Source organism: Paenibacillus sp. J31R34, from assembly GCF_059383715.1.
On record NZ_JBXENU010000004.1, the window covers coordinates 405,787 to 421,131 of the forward strand.

Here is a 15,345-nt window from a genome sequence, read left to right on the forward strand (position 1 = left end):
GTTTGTATGTCCCGTTCCAAAAAAAATATCGCTGCCGGCCTATTGTCATTCGTCCTTCTAATCGCTGTCTATGCTACAGCAGTAGCCCATCCAGGGACGGTTGTTACGAAAAAAATCTGCACCTCTTGGGAATTAGCCAAAAATAGAGCGTTTATTATGACGCATAAACAAGCAAATCAACCGCTGCTGGATTCAAAAGCGTTGACGCTGGCGGACAATGCTGATCGGGTACCCGTATTGATGTACCACTACATTGCTCCAAAGGCTGACATTAGCGAGCCGGACAACAATTCCATGATTAGTTTGGAATCGTTTGAGCAGGGGATGGAATATTTGCACACGAATGGCTACAAGACAGCGACGATGGAGCAGCTCGAGAAATATATAAATGGCGAAGGTGTTTTGCCGGATAAGTCGGTCGTTATTACGTTCGATGATGGGTATCAAAACAATATTATTTATGCTTATCCTATTTTGAAAAAATATGGCTTTCACGCGACGATGTTTGTTGTTGGAACCCATATTCAACAAAAGACGGCAGCATTCGATTCGAAAAAAACAAGCTTTCTTTCCACTGAGGAAATGAAAGCGTCGAGCGACGTATTTGAATATCACAGCCACACCTATGATTTGCACAAAAAAGGGACAGCGGTTTGCGGAATTGCCTATTCTTCGCTTGCAGACGCCAGCCTGATTACGAATGATATTCACCAAATAAAAGAGCTTGGCATTGACTCGCCTTATTTTGCTTACCCGTACGGCGAGGCGAACACACAGATTATTTATCATTTGCGTGAAAATGGTTATCGGATGGCGTTCTCCGTACGCAGCGGTTTTGCTGAGCCGGGAACCGATCCAATGCTGGTTCCGAGGTTGACCGTTACTTCTTCTACGGATATGCATACGCTGCTTCATCCGGAAGCCATTTTGCATTGATGCAGTTTAGGCGCAGCATTCGCATGATACGCAGGCTCCTAATGAGAAGCGGGAGCCTGCCCTTTTTCGGCCAATGAAGTCTATTAATCTAGTAATGAAAGCTTTGCTGCTTGGCGGCATTCATAATTCGGAGGTTATTTTAGTTGTTGAAGAAGAAATATAAAATGTTGACGATCGTTGCTCTCGCTTTTTTGATGCTGGTCGGTTGCTATTATTTATATAAATTTAAAGCAGCTTCTATCGATCGTTTGTCCATTGACCGTGTTCAAGCGCCCTTTACGAAGGTCGAATCGGTTGAGGCCGTAAAGTCGAGCTATGATTTAATTGTTGTCGGTACCGATCCGGAAGGAATAATGGCTGCTGTGTCTGGCGCCAGAAATGGGCTGAGCGTGCTGCTGCTTGAAGGCAGAGACCGCGATATTTTGGGCGGTTTAATGACGCTGGGCGGGCTGAATACGCTCGATTTGAATTATTCCCCAAATCAGCCGTGGTATTATCGCTATTTGCACAAATCGAAGTTTTTGAATGAAGGGTTATTTCAGGAGTGGTTTGATCAGGTTGAAGGCAGCTCGGTTGATACACATACGGCGGCCAACGTCTTTTACAAAATGATTAAACAGGAGCAAAACATTGATTTGCTCATGCATGTGCAGAAGATGGAGCCGATTTTGCAGCAGTCCGGCGAGAATATGCAGCTAACTGGGCTGTCGATTACTAAACCGGATGGCAGGGCCGAGAAGGTTGCGGCAAAAGTAGTCATTGATGCTTCGCAGGATGCTGATATCGCTGCCGCCTCTGGCGTGCCATACTCTATTGGGCGCCAGGATATTGGCGAAGGCAAGGCGAAGATGGCAGCAACGCTCGTGTTTAGAATGGACAATGTGACGAACGAGGCTTGGCGGAATTTCAAAGGGCTGGAAGGCTTAGGCTTAGACAGCACGAGCATATGGGGATTTGGCGATGCCAGAAAATATCCGCCAAGCGACCCCGAGAAGGTGAAAATTCGCAGTCTTAATATAGGCAGGGAAAACAATGAAACGATGTTGTTTAACACGATGCAGATTTATGGAGTTGACCCGCTAGATCCGGAATCCGTGGCTCGCGGCATGGAAGTCGGCAAAAAAGAGTCGCCACTCATCGTTGACTATTTAAAAAAGACATACCCACAGTTCGCCAATATGAACTACGCGGGTACTGCATCAGAGCTGTATATAAGAGAATCACGGCATATTTATGGCGAGTACAGGCTGACGTTGGCCGATGTGCTGGAAAATCGGGATAAATGGGATGCAATCGCTTATGGCTCTTACGATGTTGATATTCAAAGCATCAACTACAGCGATGTGGGAACAATTATGCTAAGCCCGATGCAATATGGCGTTCCGTTCCGCAGCTTGGTTCCACTTAAAGTCGATGGGCTGCTCGTAGTCGGACGCTCAGCCAGCTTTGACACCATTCCTCATGGCAGCGCAAGGGTCATTCCGCTAGGCATGGCGACGGCAGAAGCTGCAGGAGCGGCGGCGAGCCTTGCCATTAGCAATGACATCACAGTCAGAGAGCTGTCCCAATCGACGGAGCTCATCAGCAAGCTGCGCAAGAAGCTCGTTAAGCAGGGCATGGACTTGACCTATGAAAAGTTCGAACAGCCTGCTTACATGAAACACAAGGACTATAAGGGCCTTGTGGCAGCAGCCAGCATGTATATGACGTCTGGAAGCTATTCGAATGAGGCATGGGACCTTGATGGCTCGATGAGCATTGGGCGCTATTTGAACAAGCTTAGAACGCTCAAAAAGGCGCATCCTGACCAGTTCCCCGGTTTTCCTGACGGTGCGGTCAAGGATATGAAGGATTTATTGACTGGACCATTGACATTGGAGCAGTCGGCCTATATGCTGGCACTGACGGCTGGACTCGATACGACGAGAGAAGCGGCGCTTAAGGATCTCATTTCCCGTGGCTGGATTAGTGAGGAAATCATTGGTCAAATGCTCAATGTAGAAGAGCTGACGAATGGGGATACTTATATGATGTTCTACGATATTTTGAAAAATGGATTTGGCATTGTTTACGAGTGAAATTAGTGAGTTGACACTGTATTTTGTTTTGACTTATAATGGAGTTTGATAAACCGTGTTTAATGCTCTGGACGGTCTGTTTCGGAGGGAGGGAAAACTTGTGTCTGAAACTAAGGTTAAGAAAAATGAAACCATTGACTCTGCACTTCGCCGCTTTAAACGTTCTATCGCTAAAGATGGCGTGTTGGCTGAGGTTAAGAAACGCAAACATTATGAAAAGCCGAGTGTAAAGCGTAAGAAGAAGTCCGAGGCTGCTCGTAAGAGAAAGTTTTAGGAGGCTCTTAGTATAATGAACCTGAGCGAAAGATTGAACGACGATATGAAGCAGGCCATGAGGAATCAGGACAAGTTCCGGCTTACAACCATTCGTATGATGCGTGCGTCAGCTAAAAACTTGGAAATTGATTTGAAGCGTCCTTTGGACGACAGTGAAATGCTTGATATCCTAAGTCGTGAGATCAAACAACGTAAAGATTCCCTCCAAGAATTTAGCAAAGCCGGCCGTGAGGACCTGGTAACAGGTCTTAACGCAGAAATTGAAATTATTAGTCAATACCTTCCCACGCAGCTGACCGAAGAAGAGATAAAAGCGATAGTAACGCAGACCATCCATGAACTCGGTGCTTCTTCCAAAGCCGAGATGGGGAAAGTCATGGGCGCCTTGTTGCCTAAAACAAAAGGGCGCGCTGACGGTAAACTAGTAAATCAGCTCGTACAACAATTTCTGCAATAACGATATGTTCGGACGAAAACATCCCTTCCGAGGGGTGTTTTTTGCTTTTTATTTCAGTCATTTATAGGTGGATGCGCATGAAAAAGGACTCTGTTTTCTTATCAAATAGGTCAGTTGGCGTAAGTTGGTGTAAGCTATTTAAGCTTATTTTGCAACGTTTCAGGGTAATCCTTCGTAATAACGAATATAATGGCTATAAAGGAGGGGTGGAAGGTTGAATATAAAAAAATGGCGCCAAACCGCTTTCTGGTCGAAATTAGCTGTTTTTTCAGCATTGGTTGTCGCATTAGGCAGCGGCCTGCTGGTCGGTATGCAGCCTGTAAAGGCACAGCAGCTTGCCGCGGATGAAGCTGGTGGAGCGGTCTACATTGTTCCAGTCAAACAGACGATTGAGAGCGGTCTTAAATCATTTTTGGAGCGCGCTTACAAAGAAGCGGCCGAAGCTAAGGCGGAACGTGTCGTTCTCGTTATTAACACGTTCGGCGGAGAAGTAACCAGCGCAGAGGAGATCGGGGAGGTCATCCGCAAAAGCGCAATTCCTACAACTGCCTATATTGAAGGCAAAGCGGTGTCGGCAGGTACTTACATTGCGCTCAATGCGCAAAATATTGTAATGGAGCCGGGAAGCACAATTGGCGCAGCGGCTGTCGTTGATGGCGGAGGCCAATTGATTGATAACCCGAAGATCGTCTCCTATTGGACGAAGACGATGATGGAGGCTGCAAAGCTGAATGGCCGGGATGCGAATATTGCAGCTGCCATGGTGGATACGACAGTGGCGGTTAGCTTGCCGAAATCAGGCATAGAGAAGCCGGCAGGGGAAATATTATCCCTATCCGCCGACGAGGCGCTGGCTAGCGGCTACGCGGAGCATATCGCAGCTTCTGTAGGGGAAGCTATTACATGGCTGAAGCTTGATCAGAAGCAGCTCATTTCGTTTGAGCCGTCGCTGGCTGAGAAAGTATCACGCTGGCTCGTTAATCCGTATGTGATGACCGTGCTGCTCATCCTTGGTATTGCGGGCATCGTAGTTGAGCTTCTGATGCCAGGCTTTGGTGTGCCGGGCATTCTGGGAATCATTTCTTTCAGCTTGTATTTCTTCGGTCATTATGTTGCCGGATTTGCAGGCATGGAATCGATTGTTCTCTTCGTTATAGGCTTGGCTTTGCTCATTATCGAGGTATTCGTTCCAAGCTTCGGCATTTTGGGACTGTTAGGCGGCGCAGCACTCGTTGCTGGTGTAGTTACCGCAGCATCCGATCCGATGACGGCGTTTATCTCACTCGTCACAGCGCTCGTTGTGGCTGTTCTTGTGATGTATTATATTTTCAGAAAATATAGACATAGAGGCATTTGGAACAAATTCATTCTTCGCGATAAGCTGACGAAGGAAGAAGGTTATGTATCCGCAGATGAGAAAGACAGCCTGCTGGGACTTGAGGGGGTTACCCTTACTCCGTTAAGACCTGCTGGAACAGTACAAATCGGTGAAGAGCGGATTGATGTCGTAACGTCAGGCGAGTTTATTTCAACCGGAGCAAGTGTTGTCGTCGTCAAAGCGGAAGGTACTTGGGTAGTTGTGAAAGAGACAATGAAAGCATAACATAAGCGCGACTCAGCGCTTTACTAAAGCAATGGAGGTATTTATAAATGGGTCTGGATCCGGTTGTTTCAATATTGATTATAGCGGTTATTGTGATTATTGCACTGTCTGTCTTCCTGAGCTTTTTTCCAATTATGCTCTGGATTTCCGCACTTGCGTCGGGTGTTCGTATTGGTATTATTACACTTGTTGCCATGCGCTTACGCCGAGTTGTCCCGAGCCGGATTGTTAATCCGCTCATTAAAGCTACGAAAGCCGGCCTTGGGCTGAATATTAATCAGCTGGAAAGCCATTTTCTCGCTGGCGGTAACGTTGACCGCGTTGTCAATGCATTGATTGCGGCACAGCGTGCCAATATTCCGCTCGTGTTCGAGCGTGCGGCTGCCATTGATCTTGCTGGCCGTGATGTGCTTCAAGCGGTGCAAATGAGCGTTAATCCACGCGTCATTGAGACACCAACGGTTGCAGCAGTAGCGAAGGACGGTATTGAGGTTAAAGTTAAAGCGCGTGTTACTGTACGTGCCAACATTGAGCGACTTGTCGGTGGTGCGGGTGAAGAGACCATTATCGCCCGTGTCGGCGAGGGTATCGTTACGACGGTCGGTTCGGCAAATTCCCATAAAGACGTTCTTGAAAATCCAGACATGATTTCCCGTACCGTTCTCGGCAAAGGGCTTGATGCCGGTACAGCTTTCGAAATCTTGTCCATTGATATCGCGGATGTAGACGTAGGCAAAAACATCGGTGCCCATCTCCAAACGGAGCAAGCTGAGGCCGACAAACGGATTGCCCAAGCGAAAGCAGAGGAACGCCGTGCAATGGCAGTAGCGCAGGAGCAGGAGATGAAGGCGCGCGTTATTGAAATGCGGGCGAAAGTTGTGGAATCCGAATCGCAAGTGCCAGTTGCTATGGCTGAAGCGCTCAAAAACGGAAAAATCGGCGTCATGGATTATTTGAACCTGAAAAACCTGGAGTCGGATACACAAATGCGTAATTCCATTGGCAAGAGCGATGCCCCAACCGAAAAAAATGACAATTAATAATGGAGAATAAAGTACGGGCGTAGCTGCTTACCCTGGAGGTGAATCTGAACCAGTGGAACATATATTTGAGTTTATTACAAAAAATATTTATTTCGTCGTTATTGTCGGCGGCTTTCTCCTGTCGATCTTCAATCGGGTCAGTGCAAAAAAACGGAACAATCCGCGAATGCCGGACTTTAACGGTCAAAGCGCTTCTGATACTGCCTATCCGCAGCAAGGAACAGCTGTGCAGCAGCAGTCTGGCCGTTATGATCAGGAAGAGGCCTACCAGGAATGGGACGACGACGCTGATTATGAGGAACGGTCGATTTCCTATCGCCAAGCGGAGGAGGAGGCTGAGCGTGAAAAGCAGCACCACCTGTCAGAGCTCGCCAGAGCGCTTGAGCGCACGCAGCAGCAGCAAGCAGCTGTAACAGCGTCACAGCAGCGTGAAGCCGCCGCAAGGCGCAGCAATCGGGCTAGCAGCGAGGCTGAGGTTGTTCCTGACACGCGTTTAGCGCCTTTGAGCGCTGATGAGCTTCGCAAGGCGGTTATCTGGTCAGAAATATTGGGCCCGCCGAAATCGAAGCGGCCTTATGGCAAGATCAGATAATATTAGCTTTACTTTTAAATAGCGCAGCTTTCAGAAATCCATTACGGATGACTGAAGGCTGCGCTATTTTTCATAAAACCAGCACCCCGCGCATAGATTGATATAGTACGATAATGGGCCTTGTGTCATATTTAACGTCTGGCGAGCGTGATAAGGGGGACGATCCTTTACCTATGAACCGTTTAAAACGCAAACTTCGCAAAATGACAGCGGATATTCTGGATTTGCCCCAGGATGTCGTCTATGATCTTCCCCGGCTGACGATGATCGGCGATCGCCAGTTATATATTGAGAACCATCGCGGTGTCATACATTTTTCCAGCGAGCAGCTTAGGCTTGCGCTCAGCAAGGGCGAGCTTGAGGTGACGGGAAACTCGCTCGTTATTCGAACGATTTGGACAGAAGAGGTTTTTATTGAAGGTCAAATTACAGGCATAGCCTTGCGGGAGTAGGAGGGGAGCGGCTTGAAGCTGAAATGGTCGGACTGGGTACTCGGCGTCGTTACGGTTAATATCAGGGGCGGACAACCTGAGCGGCTTGTGAATCGTGCATTGGAAGGGGGGCTGCAGCTTGCGTCCATCGGTTGGACGGGCGATGGCAAGCTGCAGTTTGATGTGTCTGTGAGCGATTATTTTCGCTTAAAGCCTTTTTTAAAGGAGACAGGCTGTAGGGTGCATGTCGTAAAGCGGCAAGGGATGCCGTTTTGGTTGGTAAGGCTGGAAAAACGGAAATTTTTCATCGCAGGCATTGCGTTATTTTTCATTGGAATCTACTTGCTTTCCTCGCTTATATGGTCGGTTGAGGTTAAGGGCAACTTGAAATTAACGGAAGAGGAAATTATAGAGGCGGCAAGGCAGGAGGGGATTTTTCCGCTCCAATGGTCGTTCCGTTTGGAGGATACGGATATTATATCCAAGAGGCTCGTCAACAAGCTGCCGAAAGCAACGTGGATTGGGGTGGAGAAGAAAGGAACGAGAATCATCATTCAAGTGGCGGAAACGACAGAACCGGACCATCGGGAATTGGAAAATCCCCGTCACCTCATTGCGTCAGCCGATGCGGTCATTACGGAAATTTATACGGAACGCGGTCGTGCCGTCGTAAAGAAAAACGCGAAGGTCAAAAAAGGGCAAACGTTGATTTCGGGCACGCTGGGCGGCGGCGCTTATACGCAAACGGTTGTGGCAAAGGGCTCGGTACGTGGGCTGGTCTGGTATGAGTTTAATATTGCTTCACCGATGTCGCAGCAGGTTAAAGTATATACGGGGGAAAAAAAGCAGAAGTGGTACGTCGTCATTGGCGGCAGAGCGCTGCAGGTGAGCGGCTACGGCAAAAATCCGTACGAGCAGTCGGAGACGATCGTCGAGGAGGATAAGGTGAACTTTAAAAGCATAAGCCTGCCCTTCGGTCGGATGAAGCAGACGGTAATGGAAGTACATATGGAAGAGCTGAAACTATCAGCGGATGAAGCGCGCGCGGGTGGAATTTTGCAGGCGAAAGCGAATGTTATGACGAAAGCGGGCAGCGATGCGGTCATCCGGGATGAAATTGTTTTGCATGAAAAGACGGAGAATGGTAAAGTTTATATGAAAGTTCTTTTTGAAGTAGAGCAATCGATTGTGAAAGAGATGCCCCTAGTCCAGATGCAAGGAGATTGAGGTTGTTTGCAAAATGAAACAATAGTCGTCAGAATTCCGCTGGAAAACGCGGGAGAAGGATTAGCGGTATTTGGTCCACAGGACAAGTTCCTAAGACTGGTAGAGGCGCAGTGCGAGTCCTCAATCACATCTCGTGAAGCAGAAATCGTCATTTCTGGTGCTGTGCAGGAGGTACGCTCGCTTGAGCAGCTGTTCAGCGTCATGCTGCAGCTTGTAAGAGGCGGCTACATGCCTTCAGAGCGGGACATGATGTATGCGCTTGATTTGGCCCGTACGATGCAGGCAGAAGAGCTTCTTGATTTATTCAAGGCTGAAATTACAACTACGTTTCGCGGCAAGCCCATCCGGGTGAAGACAATCGGCCAGCGCCATTATGTAAAGACCATTCACAAGCATGATGTCGTATTCGGTATTGGTCCAGCCGGCACAGGAAAAACCTACTTGGCTGTCGTGCTCGCTGTAGCCGCCTTAAAGCAGGGCTTGGTGAAGCGAATCATACTGACAAGGCCAGCTGTCGAGGCAGGCGAAAATCTCGGCTTTCTGCCCGGCGATTTACAGGAGAAGGTCGATCCTTACTTGCGTCCGCTTTATGATGCCCTGCATGATGTGCTGGGACCTGAGCAGACGGTAAAGGCTTTTGAACGCGGCACCATTGAGGTTGCCCCGCTTGCGTACATGCGTGGACGGACCCTTGATGATTCCTTTATTATTTTGGATGAAGCCCAGAACACGACGCCGGAGCAAATGAAGATGTTTTTGACACGGCTAGGCTTTGGCTCCAAGATGGTTATTACCGGCGACGTGACACAGATTGATTTGCCAAGAGGGAAAAACTCAGGTTTAATAGAGGCACAGCGGATTTTGCAAAATATAGACGAACTTGGCTTTATCTTTTTTTCCGAGCAGGATGTTGTCCGTCACTCCTTAGTGCAGAAAATCATTGTCGCCTACAATCAGGACGCTGAGAACAAAGCATAGAGAGGAATGTCCGCTCCATGAACCAGAACCAGAATCATTCCGGTAAACAGGGGAACCTGCAGAGCACCAAGGCTGCGGGGTGGAAACAGAGCGTAGCTGTCCGCTTCGTGCTCATGTTATTATTTGTGTTGCTGTTTTATTTCAGTCTCGCTCCGCATCTCGTTCCGGAAACCTATGATATTCAAGAGGGCGTTGCCAGCGAGAAGGATATCGTCGCTCCCCATCAAATACCGGACAGCAAGGCGACGCTGCAGGCGCAGGAGGAAGCGGCTAATCGCGTAGATGCGATCTATTCGAACGTTGCGCTGCGCAGCGAGCTGCTGCTGGGCGAGATATTTTCGCGCATGGAGCAGTTGAACCAGGACGATCAGGTAACGACGCAAAATAAAATCGATATATACCGCAATGAAATCCCTGGCCGGTATCCCGATTTTGTCGATAATTACGTCAAGGTGAACAAAGGCAATGGCACTTATAGCGATACGCTGCTCGATGAGATGGCGGTCGTTATCAAAGAGCAGGAATATGCAATTCCAGAGGAAACGTTTTATAAAATGCCGCGGATGTCCGTAGAGTCAATCACGGAAATGCGCCAGGTTGCGCAGGAGATCGTGCGCAAGCTAATGAGCGAGCAGCTCCGCAGCGCCGATGCTGCGCGTACCCGTGTGGCGGAGCTGGTGAACGCAAGCTCCCTCTCCGACCGGACTAGCCGTGAAATCGTGCAGGAGCTGGCACGCTTCTCGATTATGCCGAATCGCTTTCTGGATAAGGAAGCAACGGATGAAGCGAAAATCCAGGCGAAGAAAAACACGCCTCAGGTGGTCATCAAGGAAGGCGATGTTCTCGTCAAGCGCGGTCAAGTTATTACGCCGGAAATGTATGAGCTGCTGAAGGATTCGGCGCTGCTGCAGGATAAACGCAATTATTGGCCGCAGCTTGGCTTGCTTATTTTGTCCATTTTGTTCATCGCGGCAATGTACAGCTATTTGCATCAGTCGGGCGGCATTTCCGGCTTGAAGCCGAAATATAATAATGCACAAATTTTAATGCTGTGGCTCATTTATTTGATCAACATCATTGTGATGATCATTATTTCATTGATTCAGACCGATGAGATCCCGTATGTCGGCTTCCTCGCTCCTGCGGCGCTGGGGACGATGCTGATTACGCTGCTGCTGGATATGCATTTGGCGTTGATTAGCTCGATTCTGTTTGCGATTATCGGCAGCATTGTGCTGAATTCGGGCACGGGGCAAAATCAAATTTTCGATTTCCAATACGGCTTTGTTATTATCGTCGTATCTGTCGCGGCTATCTTCTCGATTCATCGAGCGAGCCAGAGGTCGACGATTTTAAAGGCGGGCATTATGGTCAGCCTGTTCGGTACGTTTTCCGTTCTTACGCTTATGCTGCTGACGGAGCGGCTGGATCAAGGGCCGCTTGTGTATTCGCTTTGCTTTGCCTTTGCGAGCGGCTTGCTTACAGCTGTGCTTGTTATTGGCCTTATGCCGTTTTTTGAAGTGACATTTGGCATTTTGTCGGCGCTCAAGCTAGTCGAGCTGTCTAACCCGAACCATCCGCTGCTGCGCAAGCTGCTCACGGAGACACCGGGAACGTATCATCACAGTGTCATGGTCGGCAATTTGTCGGAGGCTGCGGCTGAGTCCATCGGGGCGGACGGGCTGCTCTGCCGTGTAGGCTCGTTCTACCATGACATAGGGAAGACGAAGCGGCCGAATTATTTTATTGAAAATCAGACGAATATGGAAAATCCGCATGATTCGATTGATCCAAAGCTTAGCCGGTCGATCATTTGCGCCCATGCGCGGGACGGCGTCGATATGCTCAAGGCGCATAATATACCGAAGCCTATTCGGGATATTGCCGAGCAGCATCATGGCACGACGTCGCTGAAATTCTTTTATTACAAGGCGCTTAAGCAGGCTGAGGAGCACGGGGAGGAGCCTTCATTTACGGAGGATGACTTCCGCTATCCTGGCCCGAAAGCGCAGTCGAAGGAAGCCGCCGTTGTCGGCATCGCCGATTGCGTGGAAGCAGCTGTCCGCAGCCTGCGCAGCCCTACGGTTGAGCAGGTAGAAGCGATGATCAACAAAATCATCAAAAGCAGGCTGGATGACAACCAATACAACGAATGCGATTTGACGCTCAAGGAGCTGGATAAGATCGCACAGTCGCTCAAGGAAAGCGTCATCGGGATTTTTCATTCCCGCATTGAGTACCCTGAGGATGTTAAGTCAAAGGAGCGTTTAGCATGAGTTTGCAGCTGGATTATAGCAATGAGCAGAATAAGGTAGACATTCCCGAGGCTTGGCTCGCCCGCTTGGAGCAGTTGCTTAGGCTGGCTGGCGAAGCGGAAGGAATGACAACGGGCGAAGTGACGCTGACTTTTACCGATAATGAGCAAATTCATCAGTTGAATCGCGACTACCGTAATATAGATCGTCCTACTGATGTTCTGTCATTTGCCATGCAGGATGACGGCACGGATGAGCTGGACATCATTTTTGAAGTAGAAAGCGAAGATGAGCTTGATCCTATATCGGGCATGCTGGGCGATATCGTCATTTCCGTTGAGAAAGCGGTCGAGCAAAGCGAGGAGTATGGCCACTCGCTGGAGCGGGAAATTGGCTTCCTGTTCGTTCATGGCTTTCTGCATTTAATCGGTTATGATCACGAGACGGAAAGCGATGAGGCAGTGATGACGAGCAAGCAGGAAGCTGTGCTTTCGAAGGCAGGCTTGTCGCGTTAATGAAAAAATTCATACGCAGTTTAGGATTTGCGTGGGCGGGCATAGCATTTGGCGTGCAAAATGAGCGCCATATGCGCATTCATGTGCTGGTCGCTGCTGCCGTCATTCTGCTCGGTGCTTTTCTATCGCTTTCAGGTATGGAATGGGCACTGCTGCTGCTTACGATGGCACTCGTTATCGTAGCAGAGATGATTAATACTGCGGTGGAAAAGGTTGTAGATCTTGCAAGCCCGGAGCGCCATGCGCTCGCTAAGACGGCAAAAGATGTTGCTGCTGGCGCTGTACTGCTAGCAGCATGCTTTGCCGTCTTCATTGGTTTTATTATTCTTGGCCCGCCATTATGGCAGGTAATAACGGCGGGAAGCCAGTAATTTTAAGGGAGCTAACAATAAATGACAGTTACTTATGAAGGTTTACAGGAGAATTATGCTGCGCTGCTTAATCAGGCAGGTGAGGCGATGACGCGGGCATACACCCCGTATTCCAAGTTTAATGTTGGCGCTGCCCTGCTGGATAACGACGGGCATGTCCACTTTGGCTGCAATGTTGAAAATGCCGCTTATGGTCCTGGCAACTGCGCGGAGCGCACAGCTATGTTTCGGGCCATCGCCGACGGCAAGCAGCCAGGCCAATTTCAGGCAATAGCGGTTATTGGAAATACGGAAGAACCTATTACGCCATGCGGAATTTGCCGCCAGGTGCTCGTTGAGCTGCTTTACCCAGATACGCCAGTCATTATGGGCAATCTGCGGGGCAACTGGTCGATTTCGACCGTCTCGGACTTGCTGCCTGGAGCATTTACACCAATGGTATTGAAAAAGGGGCAAGCTGAAGCCTAATGAGTACACCTACAACTGACAACCGTACAAACGGCAAATTTCGTTCCGGCTTTGTAGCCATCATCGGCCGACCTAATGTGGGCAAGTCTACGCTGATGAATCATTTGATCGGGCAAAAAATTGCCATTATGTCGGACAAGCCCCAAACGACACGCAACAAAATCCATGGCGTATACACGAAAGACAATACGCAAATCGTATTTCTAGACACGCCAGGCATTCACAAGCCGCAGTCCAAGCTTGGCGATTACATGATGAAAACCGCGCAAAGCGCGCTTCAGGAAGTCGAAGCTGCCCTGTTTCTTGTTGATGCAGCCGATGGCATTGGCGGCGGCGACCGTTTTATTATCGAACAGCTGAAAAAGGTTAAGACGCCGATTTTTCTCGTGCTGAACAAAATCGACAAAATCGATCCAGAGCAGCTGCTGCCGATTATTACGAAATATAAAGACTTATATGATTTTGCGGAAATCATTCCAATTTCTGCGCTGCAGGGCAATAATGTGGAGACACTAATGGATCAGCTGATCCGTTATTTGCCAGAAGGGCCGCAATATTACCCTGCCGATCAAATTACGGATCATCCGGAGCAGTTCGTTGTAACGGAGCTGGTGCGCGAGAAAATTTTGCATATGACGCGTGAGGAGATTCCACATTCCATTGCAGTTGCGATTGAGGATATGAAGGTGCAGGAGAATGGCGTTGTCTACATTGGCTGTGTCATCTATGTCGAGCGCGACTCCCAGAAGGGCATTATTATCGGCAAGAAGGGTGCCTTGCTCAAGGAAGTTGGCAAGCTTGCGCGCCGCGATATTGAAGCGCTTCTTGGCTCCCGTACGTTCCTTGAGCTGTGGGTTAAGGTCAAGAAGGATTGGCGCAACCAGGAGAGAGTGCTTAAAGATTTAGGCTTTAGAAACGACTAATGGGCCGCTTCTAATTTGACGAAAATTGCTAAGGATAACATTCATTCGATCAACGCAATCTAATACCGTCTGGAGCAGCATTTCCGAGGCGGAAAGGGTTGATACGATTGCGGAATTTTTCGTGGAAGTATTTTACATTGACCGGTGATGTGGAGTCTTATATGCTCTACAAGGAAATGGATCAGCTTGGAGAAGCGGATCATCCTAATGCTTTGCTCGGTGATGACCAGCAGTGGGCATCCGAGCTAGAAGAAGCTTCTCCTTAGTACAGTGGGCGCGCAGCCTGACTGTCTTAAGCAGGTCATGGGGGAGTTTCATTATGCTGTATCGTGTGGAAGGCATCGTTATTCGAAGCATGGATTACGGGGAAAATAATAAAATAATTAATGTGCTGACGAATACGAATGGCAAGGTAGGGATATTGATACGCGGCGCGAAGAAGGCTCGGAGCAGGCATGCTTCTCTCGCGCAGCCCTTTACATATGCGGAATTCACTTTTTTTCGCACAAGCGGACTTGGTACGCTGAATCATGGCGAGATTTTAGCATCCAACCATCTGCTTCGCGAACAGCTGGAGCTGACTGCTTATGCTTCCTATGCGGCAGAATTAACGGATAGGGCCATGCAGGAGGAGGATACCAGCTCTTTTCTATTCGAGCAGCTGAAAGCTTATTTAAGCGGCTTGGTAGAAGGGAAGGACCCGCAAATTGTGTCTCATCTTTACGAGATGAGAGTACTGGATATGTCGGGCTATGCGCCTGTACTGGATCATTGTGTAGAATGCGGCGGGGAGGATACTCCCTTCCGAATTAGTGCGGCCGCAGGCGGTGTTTTATGCCGTCGCTGCTGTCACAAAGACCCCCAAGGCATCGTATTGTCTGAAGCAGCGTATAAGCTGCTGCGGTTATTTGTCCGAATGGATTTACGCAGGCTTGGTTCTATACAAGTCAAGCCAGAAACGAAGCAAGAGCTTAAGAAGGTAATGCGTATGCTGATGGATCTGCATATTGGCATTCCACTGAAGTCGCGCGGCTTTCTGGATCAGCTTGATAAATATAGCTTATAAGGAATAGCGTTCGGTCCCAGGACCGAGCGTTTATTCGTTCTCTCGTCTAATAGGACGCTAGGAGGAGATTGTTTATAATAACAAAGCTAAGCGGCGCAAGGCAATACGCTACAACTAGAGCTTTTC

Annotated in this window: 17 protein-coding genes; all 17 read left to right on the top strand. The window is 48.8% G+C overall.

All coding sequences use genetic code 11. The features are described 5' to 3' along the window. Positions 1 to 6: 6 nt before the first annotated feature. The 17 genes from AC50YG_RS14505 to recO all read left to right on the top strand — a co-directional run bounded on the left by AC50YG_RS14505 (position 7) and on the right by recO (position 15,219). Positions 7 to 936 (top strand): polysaccharide deacetylase family protein, encoded by a 930-nt coding sequence (locus AC50YG_RS14505; protein ID WP_494827654.1) that lies wholly within the window; start codon positions 7 to 9, stop codon positions 934 to 936. Positions 937 to 1,079: 143 nt separating this feature from the next. Continuing rightward, positions 1,080 to 3,014: an FAD-dependent oxidoreductase gene (locus AC50YG_RS14510; RefSeq protein WP_494827656.1), complete on the top strand. Its 1,935-nt coding sequence runs from the start codon at positions 1,080 to 1,082 to the stop codon at positions 3,012 to 3,014. 100 nt (positions 3,015 to 3,114) lie between these two features. After that, entirely contained in the window at positions 3,115 to 3,288 is a 174-nt protein-coding gene (rpsU, locus tag AC50YG_RS14515; RefSeq protein WP_046230300.1) for a 30S ribosomal protein S21, read from the top strand. 15 nt (positions 3,289 to 3,303) lie between these two features. Continuing rightward, the gene (locus AC50YG_RS14520; RefSeq protein WP_046229920.1) at positions 3,304 to 3,747 is read left to right on the top strand and encodes a GatB/YqeY domain-containing protein; all 444 of its coding nucleotides are present in this window, start codon (positions 3,304 to 3,306) and stop codon (positions 3,745 to 3,747) included. A 214-nt stretch (positions 3,748 to 3,961) separates the two neighbouring features. Next, positions 3,962 to 5,350, top strand: a complete 1,389-nt coding sequence (locus AC50YG_RS14525; protein WP_494827659.1) for an NfeD family protein — start codon at positions 3,962 to 3,964, stop codon at positions 5,348 to 5,350. Between the two features lie 47 nt (positions 5,351 to 5,397). Next, positions 5,398 to 6,390: a flotillin-like protein FloA gene (gene floA, locus AC50YG_RS14530; protein ID WP_056029336.1), complete on the top strand. Its 993-nt coding sequence runs from the start codon at positions 5,398 to 5,400 to the stop codon at positions 6,388 to 6,390. 55 nt (positions 6,391 to 6,445) lie between these two features. Then, positions 6,446 to 6,985, top strand: coding sequence for a YqfB family membrane protein (locus AC50YG_RS14535; RefSeq protein WP_494827661.1), 540 nt, complete (start codon positions 6,446 to 6,448; stop codon positions 6,983 to 6,985). 173 nt (positions 6,986 to 7,158) lie between these two features. After that, positions 7,159 to 7,437 (top strand): sporulation protein YqfC, encoded by a 279-nt coding sequence (gene yqfC, locus AC50YG_RS14540; protein WP_341278412.1) that lies wholly within the window; start codon positions 7,159 to 7,161, stop codon positions 7,435 to 7,437. Between the two features lie 12 nt (positions 7,438 to 7,449). Beyond that, a complete protein-coding gene (gene yqfD / locus AC50YG_RS14545) occupies positions 7,450 to 8,643 on the top strand; it encodes a sporulation protein YqfD (RefSeq protein ID WP_494827663.1) in 1,194 nt (397 codons plus the stop codon). A 6-nt stretch (positions 8,644 to 8,649) separates the two neighbouring features. After that, positions 8,650 to 9,621, top strand: coding sequence for a PhoH family protein (locus AC50YG_RS14550; RefSeq protein WP_338551966.1), 972 nt, complete (start codon positions 8,650 to 8,652; stop codon positions 9,619 to 9,621). A 17-nt stretch (positions 9,622 to 9,638) separates the two neighbouring features. Further along, complete coding sequence (locus AC50YG_RS14555; RefSeq protein WP_494827664.1) at positions 9,639 to 11,897, top strand: HD family phosphohydrolase; 2,259 nt, start codon at positions 9,639 to 9,641, stop codon at positions 11,895 to 11,897. Continuing rightward, positions 11,894 to 12,391: an rRNA maturation RNase YbeY gene (gene ybeY / locus AC50YG_RS14560; RefSeq protein WP_494827666.1), complete on the top strand. Its 498-nt coding sequence runs from the start codon at positions 11,894 to 11,896 to the stop codon at positions 12,389 to 12,391. Before AC50YG_RS14555 ends, ybeY begins: the two co-directional genes overlap by 4 nt. Then, a complete protein-coding gene (locus tag AC50YG_RS14565; protein ID WP_494827668.1) occupies positions 12,391 to 12,762 on the top strand; it encodes a diacylglycerol kinase in 372 nt (123 codons plus the stop codon). The genes ybeY and AC50YG_RS14565 overlap by 1 nt, the downstream gene beginning before the upstream one ends. A 21-nt stretch (positions 12,763 to 12,783) precedes the next feature. Next, complete coding sequence (cdd, locus tag AC50YG_RS14570) at positions 12,784 to 13,230, top strand: cytidine deaminase (protein WP_341278407.1); 447 nt, start codon at positions 12,784 to 12,786, stop codon at positions 13,228 to 13,230. Beyond that, complete coding sequence (era, locus tag AC50YG_RS14575) at positions 13,230 to 14,153, top strand: GTPase Era (RefSeq protein WP_473757769.1); 924 nt, start codon at positions 13,230 to 13,232, stop codon at positions 14,151 to 14,153. Before cdd ends, era begins: the two co-directional genes overlap by 1 nt. Positions 14,154 to 14,260: 107 nt before the next feature. Continuing rightward, positions 14,261 to 14,419: a YqzL family protein gene (locus AC50YG_RS14580; RefSeq protein ID WP_338556873.1), complete on the top strand. Its 159-nt coding sequence runs from the start codon at positions 14,261 to 14,263 to the stop codon at positions 14,417 to 14,419. A 53-nt stretch (positions 14,420 to 14,472) separates the two neighbouring features. Then, on the top strand, positions 14,473 to 15,219 hold the full coding sequence (recO, locus tag AC50YG_RS14585; protein ID WP_494827669.1) for a DNA repair protein RecO: 747 nt from the start codon (positions 14,473 to 14,475) through the stop codon (positions 15,217 to 15,219). Positions 15,220 to 15,345: the final 126 nt, after the last annotated feature.

Coding starts and splice junctions, on each gene's coding strand:
- AC50YG_RS14505 (WP_494827654.1), top strand. CDS start 7: ATGTCCCGTTCCAAAAAAAATATCGCTGCCGGCCTATTGTCATTCGTC.
- AC50YG_RS14520 (WP_046229920.1), top strand. CDS start 3,304: ATGAACCTGAGCGAAAGATTGAACGACGATATGAAGCAGGCCATGAGG.
- floA (WP_056029336.1), top strand. CDS start 5,398: ATGGGTCTGGATCCGGTTGTTTCAATATTGATTATAGCGGTTATTGTG.
- yqfC (WP_341278412.1), top strand. CDS start 7,159: ATGAACCGTTTAAAACGCAAACTTCGCAAAATGACAGCGGATATTCTG.
- AC50YG_RS14555 (WP_494827664.1), top strand. CDS start 9,639: ATGAACCAGAACCAGAATCATTCCGGTAAACAGGGGAACCTGCAGAGC.
- ybeY (WP_494827666.1), top strand. CDS start 11,894: ATGAGTTTGCAGCTGGATTATAGCAATGAGCAGAATAAGGTAGACATT.
- AC50YG_RS14565 (WP_494827668.1), top strand. CDS start 12,391: ATGAAAAAATTCATACGCAGTTTAGGATTTGCGTGGGCGGGCATAGCA.
- cdd (WP_341278407.1), top strand. CDS start 12,784: ATGACAGTTACTTATGAAGGTTTACAGGAGAATTATGCTGCGCTGCTT.
- era (WP_473757769.1), top strand. CDS start 13,230: ATGAGTACACCTACAACTGACAACCGTACAAACGGCAAATTTCGTTCC.
- recO (WP_494827669.1), top strand. CDS start 14,473: ATGCTGTATCGTGTGGAAGGCATCGTTATTCGAAGCATGGATTACGGG.